At 60.4% G+C, this 18835-nt stretch carries 17 protein-coding genes; 8 read left to right on the top strand and 9 right to left on the bottom strand.

Annotation, left to right across the window (positions count from 1 at the left end; all coding sequences use genetic code 11):
* Positions 1-12: 12 nt before the first annotated feature.
* Together AC559G_RS08955 and AC559G_RS08960 are read left to right on the top strand one after the other, a co-directional pair.
* Positions 13-1590 carry an ABC transporter permease gene (locus AC559G_RS08955; protein ID WP_498912281.1) on the top strand — a complete coding sequence of 526 codons (1578 nt, stop codon included), beginning with the start codon at positions 13-15 and terminating at the stop codon, positions 1588-1590.
* 18 nt (positions 1591-1608) lie between these two features.
* Entirely contained in the window at positions 1609-2367 is a 759-nt protein-coding gene (locus AC559G_RS08960) for an ABC transporter ATP-binding protein (RefSeq protein WP_498912282.1), read from the top strand.
* Positions 2368-2399: 32 nt separating this feature from the next.
* On the opposite strand, the gene AC559G_RS08965 is transcribed toward AC559G_RS08960, so the two are convergent.
* Entirely contained in the window at positions 2400-3257 is an 858-nt protein-coding gene (locus AC559G_RS08965) for an SDR family oxidoreductase (RefSeq protein ID WP_498912283.1), read from the bottom strand.
* Positions 3258-3417: 160 nt separating this feature from the next.
* Between AC559G_RS08965 and AC559G_RS08970 the strand changes: the two genes are divergently transcribed.
* A complete protein-coding gene (locus AC559G_RS08970) occupies positions 3418-3807 on the top strand; it encodes a winged helix-turn-helix transcriptional regulator (RefSeq protein WP_498912284.1) in 390 nt (129 codons plus the stop codon).
* A gap of 273 nt (positions 3808-4080) precedes the next feature.
* On the opposite strand, the gene AC559G_RS08975 is transcribed toward AC559G_RS08970, so the two are convergent.
* The 7 genes from AC559G_RS08975 to AC559G_RS09005 all read right to left on the bottom strand — a co-directional run bounded on the left by AC559G_RS08975 (position 4081) and on the right by AC559G_RS09005 (position 11514).
* Entirely contained in the window at positions 4081-5502 is a 1422-nt protein-coding gene (locus tag AC559G_RS08975) for a coniferyl aldehyde dehydrogenase (protein ID WP_498912285.1), read from the bottom strand.
* 120 nt (positions 5503-5622) lie between these two features.
* Complete coding sequence (locus tag AC559G_RS08980) at positions 5623-6300, bottom strand: type 1 glutamine amidotransferase domain-containing protein (protein WP_498912286.1); 678 nt, start codon at positions 6298-6300, stop codon at positions 5623-5625.
* A 44-nt stretch (positions 6301-6344) separates the two neighbouring features.
* A complete protein-coding gene (locus tag AC559G_RS08985) occupies positions 6345-6944 on the bottom strand; it encodes a TetR/AcrR family transcriptional regulator (protein WP_498912287.1) in 600 nt (199 codons plus the stop codon).
* A gap of 188 nt (positions 6945-7132) precedes the next feature.
* Positions 7133-8269: an NHL repeat-containing protein gene (locus tag AC559G_RS08990; RefSeq protein ID WP_498912288.1), complete on the bottom strand. Its 1137-nt coding sequence runs from the start codon at positions 8267-8269 to the stop codon at positions 7133-7135.
* Positions 8270-8309: 40 nt separating this feature from the next.
* Positions 8310-9770: an MFS transporter gene (locus AC559G_RS08995; RefSeq protein ID WP_498912289.1), complete on the bottom strand. Its 1461-nt coding sequence runs from the start codon at positions 9768-9770 to the stop codon at positions 8310-8312.
* A 68-nt stretch (positions 9771-9838) separates the two neighbouring features.
* Entirely contained in the window at positions 9839-10531 is a 693-nt protein-coding gene (locus AC559G_RS09000) for an RraA family protein (RefSeq protein WP_498912290.1), read from the bottom strand.
* Entirely contained in the window at positions 10528-11514 is a 987-nt protein-coding gene (locus tag AC559G_RS09005; protein WP_498912291.1) for a hydroxyacid dehydrogenase, read from the bottom strand. The genes AC559G_RS09000 and AC559G_RS09005 overlap by 4 nt, the downstream gene beginning before the upstream one ends.
* A 107-nt stretch (positions 11515-11621) precedes the next feature.
* Between AC559G_RS09005 and AC559G_RS09010 the strand changes: the two genes are divergently transcribed.
* From AC559G_RS09010 to AC559G_RS09030, 5 genes are all read left to right on the top strand, one after another.
* Positions 11622-12536: a LysR family transcriptional regulator gene (locus tag AC559G_RS09010; RefSeq protein WP_498912292.1), complete on the top strand. Its 915-nt coding sequence runs from the start codon at positions 11622-11624 to the stop codon at positions 12534-12536.
* Between the two features lie 328 nt (positions 12537-12864).
* On the top strand, positions 12865-13338 hold the full coding sequence (locus AC559G_RS09015) for a GlcG/HbpS family heme-binding protein (protein ID WP_095848225.1): 474 nt from the start codon (positions 12865-12867) through the stop codon (positions 13336-13338).
* A 326-nt stretch (positions 13339-13664) separates the two neighbouring features.
* The gene (locus AC559G_RS09020; RefSeq protein WP_498912293.1) at positions 13665-14312 is read left to right on the top strand and encodes a sugar dehydrogenase complex small subunit; all 648 of its coding nucleotides are present in this window, start codon (positions 13665-13667) and stop codon (positions 14310-14312) included.
* Positions 14313-14323: 11 nt separating this feature from the next.
* The gene (locus AC559G_RS09025; RefSeq protein ID WP_279026453.1) at positions 14324-15916 is read left to right on the top strand and encodes a GMC family oxidoreductase; all 1593 of its coding nucleotides are present in this window, start codon (positions 14324-14326) and stop codon (positions 15914-15916) included.
* Positions 15917-15919: 3 nt separating this feature from the next.
* A complete protein-coding gene (locus AC559G_RS09030) occupies positions 15920-17332 on the top strand; it encodes a c-type cytochrome (protein WP_498912294.1) in 1413 nt (470 codons plus the stop codon).
* A gap of 53 nt (positions 17333-17385) precedes the next feature.
* On the opposite strand, the gene AC559G_RS09035 is transcribed toward AC559G_RS09030, so the two are convergent.
* Complete coding sequence (locus AC559G_RS09035) at positions 17386-18675, bottom strand: acid phosphatase (RefSeq protein ID WP_498912295.1); 1290 nt, start codon at positions 18673-18675, stop codon at positions 17386-17388.
* Positions 18676-18835: the final 160 nt, after the last annotated feature.

Raw genomic sequence — 18835 nt, forward strand, 5'->3', positions numbered from 1 at the left:
GCCTGTTCAGCCATGATGCGTAAAAATGCTTTGCCGGCCAACGCCGCGCCCCCGCTTCCCTTCTCTGCTGCGGCAGCGGGCTACTACGCTCTGCTGGTGCCGTTGCTGCTGTTGGGCGGCTGGTGGCTGGCCAGCAGCCACGGCTGGATGTCGGCGCAAATTTTGCCGTCGCCGGCGGTGGTGTTCGACAGCGCGCAGGCCTTTATCCCGGAAGAACTGATTCATGAGCTGCCCATCAGCCTGTGGCGCCTGGCGCTGGGGCTGGCCGGCGGCATTTTCACCGGGCTGGTGCTTGGCGCCCTGTTTGGCCTAAGCCCGTTCGCCAACCGCCTGTTAATGCCGATTTTTACCGTACTGGTGCAGATCCCTACCCTGGCGTGGATCCCGCTGCTGATGCTGGCGCTGGGGATTGGCGAAGCGCTCAAGCTGACCATTTTAATCAAATCGGTGGCGGTGCCGGTGGCGCTGTATACCTGCATCGGCATCCAGCAAACGCCGCAAAAACTGTATGAAGCGGCGCGCAGCCTGCGCCTGCCGCCGCTGGCGTTTGTGCGCCGCCTGATCCTGCCGGCGATGCTGCCCTACCTGATGACCGGGGTACGGCTGGCCTTTTCGCAAGGCTGGGTGGCGCTGATCGCCGTGGAACTGCTGGCTTCAAGCGAAGGGCTGGGTTATCTGCTGGTGCAGAGCCGGCAGCTGTTTATGCTGGATCTAGTGTTTGTCTGTATTTTCGTGATCGGCGCGTTTGGCTTCCTCGGTGAAAAAGGCCTGCTGTGGCTGACCCGGCGCTGGGTGCACTGGCCGGCACAGGTGATCAGCCCGGATAACCTGCGCAGCCCGGCGGGCTTTTCTCTGACTGGTTGGGTGGTGCCGTTGCTGCTGGCGGCGCTCTGGCAGTTTGCCGCCGTCCACGGCCTGTTGGCCAGCGCCTTCCTGCCGGCCCCGGCGGCCGTGGCGCGCACGCTGTTCGACGGCCTGTTCAACGGCACGCTGGCGGGCGATCTGGCCGCCAGCCTTTTCCGTATGCTACAGGGCTTTGCGCTGGGCAGCGCGGCCGGCATGTTGGCCGGTGGGTTGCTCGGCAGTTGGCCGATGGCCGATCGGCTGTTCAGCCCGCTGCTTTCCGCCCTGCGCAGCGTGGCGGTGTTCGCCTGGCTGCCGCTGCTGACCGCCTGGTTCGGCCTGGGAGAAATGGCCAAAATCGTATTCATCGCGCTGGCGACGTTCTTCCCGGTGCTGCTGGCCACCCATCAGGGTATTGCCCAGTTGCCGCCAATGCTGCAGGAGGTGAGCCGCATTCTGCAACTGACGCCAGGCCAGCGCCTGCGCAAGCTGGTGCTGCCCGGCATGCTGCCGGCGCTGTTTTCCGGGCTGCGGCTGGGGCTGATGCACGCCTGGGTCGGCACCATCGGTGCGGAATATTTTATCTCGTCCGGCGATGGGCTGGGCAGCATGATGATGCGCGCCCAACAATTGCTGGCCGCCGATCGCATTCTCGCCGGCGTGGCGCTGATAGCGCTGGTGGCGGCGCTTTCCGCCAAGGCCATTGCGCTGGCGGAACGCCGCCTCACCGCCTGGCGTTTTCATTGATAACCCTACGGAGCCGCTATGTCGCTGCAATTTAGCCATATCAGTAAGTTTTTTACCGTCAACGGCCAGGCGCTCCCTGCCCTGCAGGAGATCAACCTGGCGCTCGCCGCGGGTGAACTGGTAGCAATTATCGGCGCCAGCGGCTGTGGCAAATCCACCCTGCTGCGGCTGGCCGCCGGGCTTGAACAAGCCGAACATGGGCAAATCAGGGTTAACGGCCGCCCGCTGCACGGCATTCCGCCGCGGGTGAGCCTGGTGTTTCAGGAAGCGCGGCTGTTCCCGTGGCTGACGGTGGCGGATAACATCGCGCTCGGCATGGAGCAGCAGCATTTGCCGCCGCAGGAAACTGCCCGCCAGGTGGCGCATTACCTGGCGATGATGGGATTGGAGGGGTTCGCGCAGGCCTGGCCGCACCAGCTATCGGGAGGGATGGCGCAGCGTGTGGCCATCGCCCGCGGGCTGGCGGCGCAGCCCACCATCCTGCTGCTGGATGAGCCGTTCGGCGCGCTGGACGCGCTCACCCGCCAGCAGTTGCAGGACAGCCTGGCGGCCATTCGCCGGCAAACCTCTCTAAGCATTTTACTGGTGACCCACGATGTGGAAGAAGCGCTGTTTCTGGCGGATCGCATCGTGGTGATGTCCCCGCGGCCGGGGCGCATCCGCCATATTCTGCCGGTCGAACTGCCGTGGCCGCGGGCGCGTACCGGCCAGGCGCTGCAGCAACAGCGCCAGTTGCTTTGTGAGCTGCTGGAACAGCCCGGGACCCATGTTGCCTGATATCACGGGGGCCGTTAGCCCCCAATGGGCGGTTACAGCGCGGCCAGTGCGGCGGCGATAACCTGTTGATAGCGCGTGGTTGGGCGGCCGATTAACCGGCTCAGCGTATGGCTGTCGTCATAGAGCGCGCCTTGTGCTGCGCCCACGTCAGAATCGGCCAGTACGTCGGCCAGGCCGGCCGGCAACCCTGCGCCTTTTAACGCGGCGGCAAACTCTGCCTGCGACATGTCCACATAGTTAACCGCCTTGCCGGACTGGCGTGCAATCTCTGCGGCGAACTCGGCCAGGGTGTAGCTGTCGTCACCGGCTAGCTCGTACACCTTGCCTGCCTGCCCATCCAGTTGCAGAACCTTGGCGGCGGCAAGTGCATAATCTGCGCGGGCAGCAGAAGCAATACGCCCGTTTTTTGCCGCGCCGATAAAGGCGCCATGAGCCAGCGCCGGCGCAATGCTGGCGGCATAGTTTTCGCTGTACCAGCCATTACGCAGCAGCACGAACGGCAGGCCGGACTGCTGTAATGCCGCCTCTGTCTGGCGGTGTTCTTCACCCAGCAGCAGCGGCGAAGTCTCTGCATGCAGCAGGCTGGTGTAGGCGATCAGTTCCACCCCGGCGGCCTTGGCGGCATCGATCACCGCCTGGTGCTGCGCGGCGCGTTGCCCAACTTCGCTTGATGAGATCAGCAGCAGCTTACTCACTCCCTGGAACGCCGCTTGCAACGTAGCCGGCTGGCTGTAATCCGCCTGCCGCACCACCAGGCCCTGTTTAGCCAGATCCTGCGCTTTCTCCGGGCTGCGTACGGCGGCGACAATCTGGTTAGCCGGAACGGTTTTCAACAATGCCTCGATCACGAGGCGGCCCAGTTGGCCGGTAGCACCTGTAACTGCAATCATAACAACCTCTATTCAGTGTGATGTAATAAGCAGGATTGCCCTGCACTGCCGGAGCCATTCCCGGCTTTCTCTGTACGGCAACCACTATAAAAGACATACTATCTCTTGGTAAGTACTTACCTTTTTGTTAGTGTTAATTTTATTTGGCATGGGGAAAACAATGCGTAAAGAGAACAGTGCGGGCCTGCCGGTGGTGCGGTACGGCAAGCTGCTGGATGCCGACTGCCCATCCCGCGTGATACTGCAGCATATCGTCAGCCGCTGGGGGATTTTGGTACTGATTGCGCTGGATGATGAGACGCTGCGCTTTAGCGAACTGCGCCGCAGAATCAGCGGCATCAGTGAGAAAATGCTGGCGCAAACGCTACAGACGTTTGAGAAGGACGGGTTTGTGCACCGTGAAAGCCTGCCGGTGGTGCCCCCACATACCGAATATTCTTTAACGCCGTTAGGGCGGGAAGTGTATACGCAGGTGATTCAACTGACGGACTGGATTGAGTTTAATCTGCCGAAGCTGCTCAGCGCCGGCCGTAAACCCATGGCCGGCTAAAATAGCGCCCGCCCCACCGCCAAAACATCGCCCAGGGATGGGCCAGGTAATTTTTACGACAACCATTAAATGGGAAAAACATGGAACTGTTAGTTCGGTAAAATCCAGTGAGCGGCAGTTTCGTTTCCGCTTCGGGGTAGCGTACGTGTTTAAATAATCCGTACAGGCCAGCCGCCGGCTCGCGCGCGTTGCAGGGCAACACGCCCTATTAGCATATGCGGCGGGCCGATTCACCCTATTCCCCCGGCGCGGGGAATAGGGTGTACCTAGGGGTTACTTACCGGCCAACAGCGCTTCAATCTGGGCCAGCCCTGCGGCATAAGGCGCGCGCATACGCAGGTTGGATTCCCCGCCCGGGCTTTGCACCACCACCGCTTTGGCGTGGCTGAAACGGCGGAAGCCGTGAATACCGTGATAAGCGCCAATGCCGGATGGGCCAACGCCGCCGAACGGCAGGGTTTCAACCGTGGCGTGGGTCATCACGTCGTTAATCACCAGCGCCCCGGAGGTGGTATGTTCGGCGAACGCTTGCTGGCGCGCGGCATCATCACCAAAGTAGTAGGCGGCCAGCGGGCGCGGATGCGCATTGATGTAATCCAGCGCTTCATGGGCATCGCGATAGGTTTTAATCGGCAGAATCGGCCCGAAAATCTCTTCCTGCATCACCCGCATCTCATCAGTGGCATCCAGTACCAATGTCGGCGCCTGCTTGCGGCTTGCCGGATCAGCATTGGGTTCGCCCTGCGGCTGCAGTTCAACCAGCGTCGCGCCTTTGGCGCGGGCATCCGCCAGCAGTTCCTGCAGGCGCTGGAAGTGGCGATCGTTAATGATGGCGGTATAGTCCGGGTTGTTTTGGATGGTCGGGAATGCCCGGCCGATAAACGCCCGAGCGTGCTCGACAAAGGTATCGCGCGCCGCCGCCGGCAGCAGCACGTAATCCGGCGAGATACAGATCTGGCCGACGTTAAAGGTTTTCACCGTCAACACGCGCTCGGCGGCCGTTTTCACGTCGGCATCGGTATCAATCAACACCGGCGACTTGCCGCCCAACTCCAGCGTGACCGGCACCAGGTTTTCGGCGGCGGCGCGCATCACATGGCGCCCCACCCCGGTGCTGCCGGTGAACACCAGATGGTCAAAGGCCTGGGCGCTGAACGCGGCGCCGACATCGGCATCGCCCAGCACGGTACTCAGCTCCAGCGGATCAAAATAGCGGCCGATCAGTTCCGCCAGCAGCTCCGCAGTGCGAGGGGTCAGTTCGGAAGGTTTGAGCAACGCGCGGTTACCGGCGGCCAAGATCCCGGCCAATGGGCTGAATGCCAGATTCAGCGGAAAGTTCCACGGGCTGATAACGCCCACCACGCCAAGCGGCTGGTACTGTATGCGCGCCTGCATACCCGGCTGCGGCGATTCCTGCAGTTCCGGCTGCATCCACTGCGCCAGGTTTTCCTGCGCATAGCGCAGTGCCGCCACAGAAGAGGCTACGTCGGCCATCAGGCTCTGGTAGGTGCTGCGGTGGCCGTAATCGGCGCTGATCGCCGCCGCCAGCGCCTGATGATGTTGGGTCAACAGCTGTGCCGCGCGCGCCAGACGATCGTGGCGCAGCTCGGCGCTGGCCGGCCCCACCTGTATGTGCGCCTGTTTCATGGCGGTGACGGTAGCGGCCAGCGTTTGGGCCGTAACGGAATTATTCATGGTGACTCCTGAGTCAGTATTTCAGCTTAATGCCATAGGCTATCGGCGCCGATAAGGCACGCGCCAGTGCGCGCGCCCAACAAAATGTTGCAGATCATTCACGCCGATAGCGCCCAGGGCTTAAGCCAGTTTTTTCAGCAGGGCTTCAGCAACGGCTTCAGAGCTGGCGGGGTTTTGACCGGTGACCAATTGGCCGTCAATCACAATGTGCGGCTGCCAGTCCGGCCCTTTTTCATAATGGCCGCCCAGGCGTTTGAATTCGTCCTCAATCAGGAACGGCACGACGTCGGTCAGTTGCACGGCCTCTTCTTCACTGTTTGAGAAACCGGTCACCTTGCGGCCTTTGACCAGCGGTTGCCCATCGGCCGCCTGCACGTTGCGCAGCGCGCCCGGCGCATGGCAGACCAGGCCGAACGGTTTGTTGGCACGATCAAAGGCTTCGATCAGCGCGATGGAAGCGGGATCTTCGGCCAAATCCCACAGCGGCCCGTGGCCGCCCGGATAGAATACGGCATCGAAATCAGCCGCGTTCACCTCGGCTAGCTTGCCGGTATGAGCCAACGCCGCCTGGGCTTCAGGATCGTTACGGAAACGCTCGGTTGCCGCAGTTTGGGCATCCGGTTCATCGCTCTTCGGATCCAGCGGCGGCTGGCCGCCGGCTGGGGAAACCAACGTCAGCTGCGCGCCGGCGTCTTTAAACACATAGTAAGGCGCGGCAAACTCCTCCAGCCAGAAACCGGTTTTCTTGCCGGTGTTGCCAAGCGTATCGTGCGATGTCAGTACAATCAGAATTTTCATATCGGGTTCCTGTAATACGGTGGAGATCGAATACGGCCAACGCCCTAGGGGGCAAGCAGCCGTTCAGTGGTCATTAATGCCTGGCGCAACGGCGCCTTATCGCGGGTGAGCTTCGCCAGCAGCGCCGCCCCCAGCCAAAGTTGATACAACGCCTGAGCGACAACCTGCGGCGCATCGCCGGCAGGCAACGAGCCGTCACGGCGGCCAGCGGCGACCATTTCAGCGATGCGCGCCGTCAATAACGCCACGCCGTCACACAGAATCAGCCGCATGTCTTCGGACAAATCCGCCACTTCCGCCGCCAGTTTGACCACCAGGCAGCTTTCCGCCCAGCCCCCCAGCAGCGGATCGTCAATCCAGGCCTGCCAGTAGCGCATCAGGCGCTGGCGCCCGCCTTCAGCCCCGGCCAGCAGCACGTCAAGGCGTTGCACGTAGGCATCGACGTACTGCTGAAGCAAAGCGCAGCCAAACGCTTCTTTCGATGGGAAGTAGTGGTAGAAAGAGCCTTTCGGTACGCCGCAGGCAGCCAGGATCTCTTTCAACCCCACGCCGACAAACCCTTTCTGCAGCACCAGCGTTTGCCCGGCAGCGAGGATATGCAGGCGGGTTTGTTCGCCCTTGTTGGTTTTGGTTATTGAGTTCATGGCGGTCACTATAGCCAAAAATAGACCGGTCGTCTAGTTTGGTGTGTAAATAGAAGGTTAAGCTAAGTGTAGTCATCAGGGGCGAGCGGCAACAGTTTTGTCGGCCACGCCCGGGGTTCCCGCTGGCATGGCCGGCCATTCCGGGAGCCAAAGCGCACAAAATGCCTCTTTTGGCCCCGGGTCTTTCGTCAGGCGTGGTCGCGGGGGGATGGCGCAATCGGCAAAGCGAGCTTATACAGCTTCACCGGATACTGCACGGTGGAAGGTTTGCCGCCGGTGGTGGCCGGCGTCCGGTTGATTTGGGCCGACGGCATCCACAACGCGCCGTGGCTAATCCACATCGCATCAATCCAGATCAGCCGAGGATCCTGAATCACCGTGCTCACCTGCCCCGCCGGCGTGATCCGCTTAATGCTGCGGGTGTTAATGTCCGATGCATAAAGATTGCCTTGCGCATCGATCGCCGTGCCGCCGGTGCTCCAGGTATCCAGCCATTTTTCAGCGTGTTTGTTCACCTCTTTCGCAGGCAGCGTTTCATCATCCAGATAACGGGTAGCGATGCGCGCCAGCGGCCCGGGGATCGCTTGGTAGTATAGCCATTTGCCGTCTGGCGAGACTTCCAACTGATCCAGGCCGACGCGTTTCTCCCGGCCATCACGCAGGTACAGTTTTTTACCGTCGGCATAAATCGGCGCATGATCGATGGATAAAGGATGCCGTTCCAGCACCCGGCGCGCCTGGCGCGTTTCCAGGTTGAGCACCACCAGCCCTTCCGCACCCGGATCGGTGATATAGACGTATTTGCCGTTAAAGCGCAGATCGTCGAGATAGCTGTTGGTCTTGAGAACCGGCGGCGCAATCGGGTAGACGTCGAGCACCTGATTGCTGCTCAGGCTGATTTTCACCAGCTTGCCAGCCCCCGGCACCGCCTTGTCGCCGGTGCCGATCCCCTTGTTGCCGGCGTCGATCGCCCATAAATTGCCGTCTGGCCCGATACGCAACGCGTTAACATGCAGGAACTGTTTTTGCGGCGCCTTGCCGGGTTGCCATTGGTTCCAGGCGGCATCGGGATAAGGCTGCAACTTGCCGTTCTGCCCCACCTCCACCAACTGCCATCCCGGCCCTTCAGACTGCGTGAGCGAAGCGAAAATACGCCCGCCCTGGCTGACCGCCACCCCGTTCCATACATGGGGCGAGGTGGCTACCTGCTGCAAACGCTGATCGGGTTGCGTCGGCAATACCGGCGGCAGGGTATCCTGCGCCATCGCCTGCGCCGCCAGCAGGCCGGCTAACGCCAGCAGCTGAATTTTTGCGATTACTTGCATATCCACTCCTTTTTGCAAAATAGAATAATCCGCCGCACCCTTAGCCTGAAATATCTTCCAGGCGGCGCCCCAGCGTTTTTGGCCCAAAAGTGCCAATGGTGAACACCACAATCGCCATCGCGGCGGAGATCACGGCAAACACCGCGCTGACGCCAAAGGTGTGCAAGACATAAGCAATGGTGAAGCCGGAGAACATGGCGCTGATACGGCTGACGGAATACACCAGGCCGATGGCTTTGGCACGGATCCGGGTGGGGAATAGCTCCGCCTGATAGGTGCGGTAGGAAAAGGTCATACAGGTGCTGGCCAAAGAGAGCAGCAGCCCCATCGCCACCAGCATCACCGGCTGTGACTGCCAGGAAAACAGCGTGCCGATGCACGCCATCGCCAACGCCGCACCGGAAACCAGCCATTTGCGCTCAATACGGTCGGCAAACAGCATCGCCAACAGCGGGCCCAGCGGGCTAGCGAAAGCGATCAGGAAGGAATAGAACAGGCTGTGGGTGAAGGTGACTCCTTTGGCCGCCAGCAGCGTGGGGATCCAACTGGCAAAACCGTAATAGCCGATGGATTGAAAAAAGTTAAACACCAGCAGCATGATGGTGCGCCGCCGATATGGCGGGCGCCACATCTCGTTGGCCACCGCCTGCCCCGCCACAGCCGGCACAGCGGCGGTGGTTTGCTCAACCGGCGGCAACGGTTTGCCGGTGCTGAGGATCACGCGCGCCTCCAGGCGCCGCACGATATCTTCGGCTTCCTGATAGCGCCCCTGCTGCACCAGCCAGCGTGGGCTTTCCGGCAGGCCGATGCGGATAATCCACACGACGATCGCCCCCAGCGAGCCAAACAGCACCACCCAGCGCCAGCCGGTGATCCCCATCGGCGCCAGAGGCACCAGTTGCCAGGAGAGAAAGGCGATGGTCGGGATCGAGGTGTATTGAATCGCCTGCACAAAGGCATAGGAGCGCCCACGCAGGCGGGCGGGAATAAATTCAGACACATAGGCATCGATCGTCACCAGCTCCGCGCCAACGCCGATGCCGGTAATAATACGCCAGAAGACAATCCAGCCGGGATCGTGTTGGAAAGCCATGATGGCGCCGGCCAGCGCATAGAGCATCAGCGCCACCACGAAGATCCGGCGCCGGCCAAACCGGTCGGCAACCGAAGCCACCAGAAAGGTGCCGATGAAAACGCCAAAGAACATCGCGGCGACAAAGGCCCCCAGGCTGCCGAGATCAAAAAAATGCTGGCCGCCGTGGGTGAAAATGCCCTCTTTCACCATGCCCGGGCCGATATAGGCGGTGAGGAAAACATCAAAAACCTCAAACCAACCGCCCAGGGCCAGCGCGGCGATAACCAGCCATACCGGCCGCGCGGCGGGCAAACGATCGAGCCGGGCGGAAAGTTGCGCGCCGAAGTGTTGCAGTTCCTCTGCGGCCATATTGTTATGCCAGGCCATCGGCGGCGGCAGGAACGTCAGTGCGGAATGCTTCGTCATGTAGGGTACCTTCCAATTCACATTATAATTATTGAATTCACGCCAGAAGCTGTTTCCTTATGCCGGGTTTAAACCGGGCATCCTTTGGCGCGCAGCAACGTGTTAAAACGCTCGGGATCGGTGGTGCCGGCGGCATTGTTGGCACGGATTTTTTCCTCGCGCCGGGCATGCGCCTCAACCTGCGGCAGCAAGGCTTCAACCTCCGCCAATGGAATCGCCACCACGCCATCGGCGTCGCCCACCACTAAATCCCCCGGGGCCACCAGTAACCCGGCGCAGGATACCGGCACGTTGACTTCACCCGGGCCGTCTTTGCTTGGCCCACGCAGCGTATTGCCACGGGCGAATACCGCCACGCCGCCTTCTGCCCACTCATTGAGATCGCGGATGGCGCCGTCAATCACAAAACCGGCGATGCCTTTGGCGACGGCCGAAGTGCGCATCAGGCCGCCAATCAGCGCCTGGGTCAAATCGCCGGCGCCGTCCACCACAATCACATCACCCGGCTGGGCCATCTCAATTGCTTTATGGATCATCAAATTATCCCCCGGCCGTACTTTAACCGTGATCGCCGGGCCGCACATCACCAGTTCGCGGTCGCCGTGGTAGGGGTGCAGGCCGCGCGCCGCGACGCTGCGCCCCATACAGTCGCCGATATTCGGCACCGGCAACCGACGGTAGGCGGCGATAATAGCGGCGGAAGGCAGTTGTTCACGCTGGCCGATAAAATAACCGGCCGGCCAATTATTGCGTATGGTCATTGGTTGTTCTCCTGTTTGAGCACTTCGGGGTTGACGCACGCCCGCGCATTAATACGGTGGTGCTGAAGGTAATCCAGGCATTGCTGTGCGGCGGAACGGGCTACCGCATCCAGCGCCGCCGGCGTGGCGCCGCCGACATGCGGCGTCATCACGATGTTGTCCAACTGCATAAAGGGATGGCCGGCCGGCAACGGCTCCACGGCAAAGGTATCCAGGCCCGCGGCGGCAACCCGGCCGCTGCGAAGCGCCGCCACCAGCGCCGCTTCATCAATCAGTTCGCCGCGTGAGGTATTGAGGACTATCGCTCCGTCGGGCAACAGCGCCAGCGTTTCGGCATTGAGTAAATTGCGCGTATGCGGCGTGACCGGGCAGTGCAGACTCAACACATCTGCACGTTGCAGCAGCGTCTCCAGCGTCGGCATGCGGGCGATATCCTGCGCGGAACCATCGGCACTGACCGCCGGATCGAAATACACCACCGTCATCCCGATGGCCTGCGCCATTTTCGCCACCCGGCGGCCGATTTCACCGAACCCGATCAGCCCCAGGGTGCTGCCCAACAGCTCTTTACCGTCGCCGGTACGCGTCCAGCGGCCGGAACGTATTTCATGCTGAAAAAAGGCGATGCGGCGGGCGGCGCTCAGTAACAGACCAACGGTCAGTTCGGCCACCGACTGGGCATTGGTGGCCGGCGTCGTCAGCACCGGGATGCCGCGCGCGCTGGCGGCGGGCACATCAATGTTCGTTACACCTACGCCGTGTTTGCAAATCACCCGCAGCGATGGGCAAGCGGCAATCGCCGCCGCCGATAGCGTTACCGTGCGGGAAATCACCGCGTCGTAGGCATGGGTCGCCATCAACCGTTCCACTTCTTGCGGATCGTCGTTGTGTTGCAGGTAGTGCACGTCACAGCCGGCCGCCGCCAAGAGCCGTTTGCCTTCGGCCCCGAGCGTGGTGGCCGTCATCAGAAATCTGAACGTCATTTGTTACTCCACTTGTTGCTGTGTTGTTAATTTTCTGTTCATATTGGCACTGCGAATTAATAAAAAATATTGTCCGATACTTATCAATTCATTCCCGAGAGGAATCGATGGAACTCAAAGACCTGCACTATCTGCTGGCGATTTATGAAACGGGCCATATGGGAAAAGCCGCGCTGAGCCTGGGGATCACGCAGCCTGCCTTGTCAAAATGCATCCAGCGGCTGGAGAAAATTTACGCAGCGCGGCTGCTTTATAAGGCCGGCCGCGGCATCAAACTGACGGAGGCGGGTTTGCTACTTTGTGAGCGGGCTCAAAAAATAGTCCAGCTTAATAAGACGACGCAGCGCGAGATCGCCGCGCTGGCCGAGGGCACCGCCGGTTATGTTCGCATCGGCGCCGCGGCCACCGCGGCGGAATTTATGCTGCCGCGCCTGACCAACCAGTTGCTGGCGCAGGCACCCACGGTTCAGTTGGAACTCAAGGTGGGGATGAACGATCTCCTGCAGGGAATGCTGCGGGAAAATCAGTTGGATTTAGTCATTGGTTTTTTGCCGGAAAACGAACAGGGGGATGAATTCACCATGCGCCCGCTGCAACAAGAGCCGGTGGTGGTGGTGGCAGGCCACGATCACCCGCTGGCGGGCCAGCGCCCCAAGTTGCAAACGCTGGCGCAGTACGGTTGGTTGTTGCCTTCGCGTACGGTTGCCACCCGGCAATGGCTGGAGCAGCGTTTGAAAAGCCTGGGTTGCCCGCCGCCGCGCGTACAGATCGAGGCCAATTCGCTGGCCGTGCTGCCCCGGTTGATTAGTCAAACCCGCTTGCTGAGTTTCGTCTCGCGCCGCATTCTGCAGGAAAAGCAATCCGCCATTCCGCTGGTAGAGATCCCTCTGCCGGAGCTGACCATGCCGCGCACCTTCGGTTTGCTGTTCCATTCCTGGACCGAGCTTTCGCCAACCGCGCGCAATATTGTCCGGATCGCGGAAAAGTGCTGGCCATTTAATAAAAATGAGGTGCTCATGTAGCGCGAACAAATAATCGCCAGTAATAACGAGGAATGATAAATAACAGCCATACAACCCATAACCGCAAAGAATAAGTTTAATCACTGAATTATCCCCGTAGGGAAATAACTCACCCACGGGCTACGCCATAAAAACAAAATACATATTTTGTCGTAATTTATTACTTATTCCAGATAACAAATCAGATGAGGGGCGTTTGTTTTTACCAAAAGTTAATGCTATTAAAAGCGTGAAATTTATTACCGATATCCCCTTCATACTCTCAGCGGCAGGCGCGTTAGTTTTGCCGCTGCACAAAGGTGTTGGGCATGACAACAGGAAGAAAAGCATGACGTCAGGTTTCCGTGCCGGCCGCTTCGCTTTATTGGGCGCGCTGTGTCTCTTTACCCCTTTCTTATCCCAAGCGGCCACCCAGACGATTCTGGCGCAAAGCGATGCGGCGAAACTTATCAGCGCCGGCGAGCAAAAAGCGGCGGCGTTGCATGACGCGGTTTGCATCGCGGTGGTCGATCAATCCGGCACCTTGCTCTCCTTTGTGCGCATGGATAACGCCCCGCTGGGCTGCGTCGATTCCGCCATCCTGAAGGCCCGGGCGGCCGCGCTGTATCGCACCCCGACCATAAAATATATGCAACGCGCTAATGGTAATGAGCCCGCCATCGCCACCTTGCCCGGCATGGTTCCCTTGGGCGGCGGCACGCCGGTTAAACTGGACGGCGCAGCGGTGGGTGCGGTAGGCGTGAGCGGCGCGGCCAACCCGGATGAAGTGGCTATTTCGGAAGCGGCTGCGTTGGGTCTGTAAACATTGCCTAACAGAGGCATTAATTATCTCGCTGTTGTTTTACCCAGCCGGCGGTTTTTTATACCGCGCGGCCTATTGCTTTATTTAGCGCGGGTTTTCGTGGCCACCACGCACGCGAACCCGGTTAACATTTAATTATTTCGGCAGGCCGGCGCACAAAAAAACGCCCCCAATAATGCCAACGGCTCAGCGGCGATATTATTTTCCCTGTTCAATCAAGCTGCGGGTAAAAACGCAGCAGAACACACTGCCGCAAGGAACACCGGGAAATAAAAAATGACGCGTGGATTTTCAATTTTAAAAATAACCCATCACTGGAGACAAACGTGGACAGGCGAAAATTCCTAAAACTAATGGCATCCACCCCCGTTATTCTGTCGCTACCCTTACATGCGGCTAATAATACGTTGAACGCACCGGCAAGCGATATTTTGGCCGTCAGCGAACGCCTGACCGGCCGGCAGGGCCTGGATCCAATCATTGCCGAGCGGATTAAACAGTTGCTTACCGCGCAAGACCCTACCTTCCCCGAACGCTTAACCACGCTGGCGACGGCGTTAAACGCCGACGGCACGGCCAACCGCGAGGCCGTCATCAACGCATTGTCAGATGAAAACGTCGCCACTGCGCTGGCGATCATCAGCCCCTGGTACCTGGGCTATACCGGCACCCCCTCCACCACCAAAGCCGTGGATGACGCCAAATTCGTCACTTTCCTTTCCGCGCTGATGTACGAACCCACCGCCGACAACACCATCCGCCCAAGCTATGCCCGCGCCGGCGGCGACTATTGGGCCGAGCCGCCGCACGGGGTGAACGTGCCGGCGATGCCGGCAAATATCCGGCAATGGGGGGAAAACTCGCCCCAGGCGGCCCCCACGATCCCCGAACCCGATGAAGTCTGGCTGGCGCTGGTCGATGGCCGGGCGAAGAACCTCGCAGAAGCCACTGCATTGATCAAGAAAAACGCGTAAGGAAGCAGGCAATGAGTGATTTTGATGCGGATGTGATCATCATCGGCTCCGGCGCGCTGGGCGCCAACGCCGCCTATCAACTGGCCAAGGCCGGCAAATCAGTGATTATGCTGGAAGCCGGGCCTTATATTTCACGCTGGAAAGTGGTGGAAAACTACCGCAACAGCGCGAGCAAACGCAACTGGTGCGCCCCCTATCCCAACCTGCCCTGGGCGCCCAACTCCTATACCGAAGGCTATGTTGATGCCGCCGGCGACGACGATTTCCAATATGTCACCAGCTTCCTTAAAGTCGCCGGCGGCAGCACCCGCCACTGGGCCTCGGCCTGCTGGCGGCTGCTGCCCAATGACTTCAAACTGAAAAGCGTGTATGGCGTCGGCCGCGACTGGCCCATCGCCTATGCCGATCTGGAGCCCTGGTACCTGAAAGCCGAACGGGAAATCGGCGTGGTGGGCACCGGCGAGGAAGACCAAAGCGGCCAGGGGCGTGGTGCCTACCCACCGCGCTCAGCCGAGTATCCGCTGCCGCCGGAAGCCAAACCCTACATGGTGCAGCGCATGCAGGCCAAGCTCGGCCCGCTGGGCTACCAGGTGATCCACGAGCCGCACGCCCGCGTTTCGCGCCCTTACGACGGCCGCCCGGCCTGCGCCGGCAACAATAACTGTGAGCCGGTTTGCCCGATCGGCGCCATGTATTCAGGCGATATGCACGTGGATAAGGCCGTGGCGCTCGGCGTCGATCTGCGCACCGAATCCGTCGCCTACCGGTTGGAAAAAGGGCCGAATAACCGTATTGTCGCCGTGCACTATCGCAAGCCAGACGGCAGCGATACCCGCCTGACCGCCCGCTACTTCATCCTGGCGGCGCATGGCCTGGAAACGCCGAAACTGCTGTTGATGTCCGACGTTGCCAACAGTTCCGATCAGGTTGGCCGTAATTTGATGGACCACACCGGCCTGAGCATGACCTTTCTGGCCGATGAACCGCTCTGGACCGGGCGCGGCTCGGTGCAGCATGGCACCATCGCCAACCGCCGCGACGAAGCTTCGCGCGCCCAGCATTCCGCCATCCGCTACAGCCTGCGCAACCTGGTGCCGAACGTTGACGTAACCCCGCCACTGCTGAAAGCCGGCATCATGGGGCCGGCGTTGGACGAAGCCATCCGCGATCGCGCTTCGCGCATCATGAACATCAGCACTATGAGCGAAACCCTGCCCGATCCCAACAACCGGGTACAACCCAACTATGCACGCCGCGATGCCATCGGCCTGCCGATGCTCAAGGTGAATTACCATCTGGACAGCTATGTGCGCGGGATGCGCCCGCAGGCTTATAAAGACTTCGCCAATTTCCTGCAGGCCTTCGGCGGTGACATCATTGAAGCGCCCACCGGCTGGCGCAACCAGTTTCACATCATGGGCACCGTCATCATGGGGAGCAATCCGGCGGATTCCGTGGTCGACGCGGATTGCCGCACCCACGATCACCCCAACCTGTTCCTTGCCACTACCGGCGTGATGCCGACTTCCGCCACCGTCAACCCAACGCTGACCGGGATCGCGCTGGCGTTGCGCATGGCCGACACCATTATCAGGGAGATGTGAACGATGAGACTTCCCATAATGCGCACCGTTACCGGCACGCTGGTGTTAAGCCTCTGCGCCGCCGCCCACGCCACCACCACGGATGCAGATCCGGCACTGGTTCAGCGCGGCGCTTATCTGGCCACCGCCGGGGACTGTGCCGCCTGCCATCAAAACCCCGCGCAGGGCGACGGCTTTTCCGGCGGTTATGCACTGCAATCGCCGTTAGGCACAATTTATGGTTCGAACATCACCCCGTCGTTGAAATACGGCATCGGGCAATATTCACTGGAAGACTTCACCCGCGTGATGCGCAAAGGAGTCGCCCCGAATCATTACCTTTACCCGGCGATGCCCTACACCGCCTTTGCCGGGATGAGCGATGACGATCTGAGGGCGCTCTATTCCTATCTGATGCTCGGCGTGAAACCGGTGGATAAACCCGCGCCGGAAACCAAACTCGGCTTTCCTTTCTCGCTGCGCCCGGCGATGTTCTTTTGGAATGCGCTGTTCCTGAATCAGGGGGTGGTGCCCGGCGCCGATGCCGCGCCGGGCAGCAGTGAACGCGGCGAATATCTGGTCAAAACCCTGGCGCACTGTTCCACCTGCCACACGCCGCGCAACCTGATGATGGCGGAATCCGGCGATAAACTGCTGGCCGGCGGCAAGGTGAATGGCTGGACAGCGCCCAATATAACCCCGGATCCGGCGGCTGGTATCGGCAATTGGCGCCAGGATGAGATTGTCACCTACCTGAAAACCGGCGCCCTGCACGGCAAAGCGATCGCGGCCGGTGAGATGGGCACAGCGGTTTCCGCCTCTTTTTCCAAACTGGACGACAGCGATCTGCTCAGCATCGCTCGCTACCTGCGCGGCGTGCCGCCAATCAACAACGGCGAAACTACGCCGCGTTCGGGCGGCACCCACTCGGCGCCCGCGCCGCTGGGGCAGATTGAAACCGGCATGTCCGCCGATATTCGTAGCTATATCGACACCGCTAACATGAGCGGCGCACAGATATATAACGGCGCCTGCGCGGCCTGCCATGGCAACGACGGGCGCGGCACGCAAGACGCGCAGCACTTCTATCCGTCGCTGGTCGGCTCATCCGCCGTCGGTTCGGCCGATCCGGCTAACCTGATCATGACCGTCGCGGAGGGGGTTAATCGCGTAACGCCAGCCGGGCATGCCTTTATGCCGGCCTTCGCCAACCAGTTCACCACCGCCGAACTGACCAAGGTCGTGGACTATGTCTCGACAGCGTTTGGTTCGCCGATGCATCACGTTAGCCAACGCACGGTGGAGGAAACGTTGCAGAGCGGCCAGCCCAACGCGTTGTTGCGCTATGCTGGGGCGATAATCTGGGCGGGGGTTGCCGTGGTGGCGTTGGGGGTGTCCGGGTTCAGCATCCGGCGGCGTAAGAAAAAACGCGCTTAGCGAGCGGCGCATGCCAGCCAGAAACCTGGCTGGCATGTTTTATCGGCGTGATGTTAACCGTGGTGGGCACTCAGTACCGCATCATGCAGGTTCAGGCGCTGCCAGAAATTCTGCTCGCCCTCACCGCCGGACAGCGCATAACCATCCGCCAGCGCCGTGCGCGCCATCAGGCGGCGGCGTTCTGCACTGCTCAGGCCAGGCAGCGGCGCTTCCAGCAATACTTCGGCCCCGGCCGGCACCGTTACCGTGCCGGCGGCGTTAGGCACGGCTTTCGGCAAGCCATAGGTCATGGTATAGCGGTAAAAATGCGTCATCGCCGGAGCGGTGTAAGGATCGCTCTCCCCTTGCGGGCGGGCGCACTCCTTCAGGCTCATGCCGCAGGCTTTCGCCAAGGCCGCGCGCAGTTGGGTTTTGGCCTCGTCAAACAGCACCCGGTATTTAGGATCGTTCAGGTAGTTGGCGACGTTGCGCTCGGTGATCATCCGCGAACCCATAACGTCCAACGGGTAGTGTACCCCTAACACCACGCGCGAAAAGCCATAGCGCGCACCGCGATCGACCAGCGGCACAAAACGCTCTGGGATCATTTCCGCCATCAGCAGCGCATCGGTATAACCGGTATTGGTATGGCCGCTGGGGAAAGCGCCGCCGTCTGCGCTGTAGGGTTTATTGTCTTTTATCACCACCGAATCCGGCACCAGATGAATGGTGTTGCCCGGCACCTGGAACGGGCGTGGGTAATTGAAGTGTTTTTTAGCCGCGCTGGTGCTGACTTCGCTGGCTTTAATCAGCGCCGCGGCCTTGTTCAGTTCGCCTTTGTTATAGGCTTCGATGAAGGCGGCGCCCAGACGCGGGCCGAGGGCTTCGGCCAGGAAATACAGGTGGTTGATACCTTCAGCATCCACCAGCGCCTGCGCCCTTTCCCCTGCCGGGGCTTCCAGGTTGATCTGGGTGACCGTCGCCAGGCTTTTGGCCTTAATGTCTGCCGATAAGGTGTTGAACGATTCCAGGATGGCAATGCCGGCCTGCTGGTTTTTCTCGGTGGCGAAATCATAGCCGCTGGCTTTCAACCAGGCGGTATCCGCCTGCAGTTTGCTCTGTTTCGCTTTCTCCAGCATATCGCGCTGCAGCACCGGCGCATCGCCTTTCAACGCCTGCAGCAGGCTTTCCCGCACCTGGTTATCCAACGTAATAAACGCCGGCTGCCGGCTATCAGGGGTGGTCGTTTCGACAATGGCGGTCACCCGGCTAAGATCGGGCGCAGCATCCACCGTTTTAGCGGCAACGAACTGAGGTGACAATAACGAGCAGGTTATCGCCACGACGAGGGGGGAAATACGCATGATGGGTTCCTTAATGGCACTTATTTTAATCAGCAACGCAATGCTGTATTGGTCTGCCATGAAAATAGAACCCTTAAGTGACAGTTTTATGTCAAGAAATATCAGCTCACACTTTTTCGCCAGCGGTGCTCTATACGCCCGCCAAGCGCTCCCCCCGCTA

It is taken from the genome of Gibbsiella greigii, assembly GCF_039540155.1.
In the GTDB taxonomy this organism is placed as follows: Bacteria; Pseudomonadota; Gammaproteobacteria; order Enterobacterales; family Enterobacteriaceae; genus Gibbsiella; species Gibbsiella quercinecans.

What these genes read in the sequence shown, in the direction of transcription:
- AC559G_RS08955 (WP_498912281.1), top strand. Translation starts at nt 13, where the DNA reads ATGATGCGTAAAAATGCTTTGCCGGCCAACGCCGCGCCCCCGCTTCCC.
- AC559G_RS08960 (WP_498912282.1), top strand. Translation starts at nt 1,609, where the DNA reads ATGTCGCTGCAATTTAGCCATATCAGTAAGTTTTTTACCGTCAACGGC.
- AC559G_RS08965 (WP_498912283.1), bottom strand. Translation starts at nt 3,257, where the DNA reads ATGATTGCAGTTACAGGTGCTACCGGCCAACTGGGCCGCCTCGTGATC.
- AC559G_RS08970 (WP_498912284.1), top strand. Translation starts at nt 3,418, where the DNA reads ATGCGTAAAGAGAACAGTGCGGGCCTGCCGGTGGTGCGGTACGGCAAG.
- AC559G_RS08975 (WP_498912285.1), bottom strand. Translation starts at nt 5,502, where the DNA reads ATGAATAATTCCGTTACGGCCCAAACGCTGGCCGCTACCGTCACCGCC.
- AC559G_RS08980 (WP_498912286.1), bottom strand. Translation starts at nt 6,300, where the DNA reads ATGAAAATTCTGATTGTACTGACATCGCACGATACGCTTGGCAACACC.
- AC559G_RS08985 (WP_498912287.1), bottom strand. Translation starts at nt 6,944, where the DNA reads ATGAACTCAATAACCAAAACCAACAAGGGCGAACAAACCCGCCTGCAT.
- AC559G_RS08990 (WP_498912288.1), bottom strand. Translation starts at nt 8,269, where the DNA reads ATGCAAGTAATCGCAAAAATTCAGCTGCTGGCGTTAGCCGGCCTGCTG.
- AC559G_RS08995 (WP_498912289.1), bottom strand. Translation starts at nt 9,770, where the DNA reads ATGACGAAGCATTCCGCACTGACGTTCCTGCCGCCGCCGATGGCCTGG.
- AC559G_RS09000 (WP_498912290.1), bottom strand. Translation starts at nt 10,531, where the DNA reads ATGACCATACGCAATAATTGGCCGGCCGGTTATTTTATCGGCCAGCGT.
- AC559G_RS09005 (WP_498912291.1), bottom strand. Translation starts at nt 11,514, where the DNA reads ATGACGTTCAGATTTCTGATGACGGCCACCACGCTCGGGGCCGAAGGC.
- AC559G_RS09010 (WP_498912292.1), top strand. Translation starts at nt 11,622, where the DNA reads ATGGAACTCAAAGACCTGCACTATCTGCTGGCGATTTATGAAACGGGC.
- AC559G_RS09015 (WP_095848225.1), top strand. Translation starts at nt 12,865, where the DNA reads ATGACGTCAGGTTTCCGTGCCGGCCGCTTCGCTTTATTGGGCGCGCTG.
- AC559G_RS09025 (WP_279026453.1), top strand. Translation starts at nt 14,324, where the DNA reads ATGAGTGATTTTGATGCGGATGTGATCATCATCGGCTCCGGCGCGCTG.
- AC559G_RS09030 (WP_498912294.1), top strand. Translation starts at nt 15,920, where the DNA reads ATGAGACTTCCCATAATGCGCACCGTTACCGGCACGCTGGTGTTAAGC.
- AC559G_RS09035 (WP_498912295.1), bottom strand. Translation starts at nt 18,675, where the DNA reads ATGCGTATTTCCCCCCTCGTCGTGGCGATAACCTGCTCGTTATTGTCA.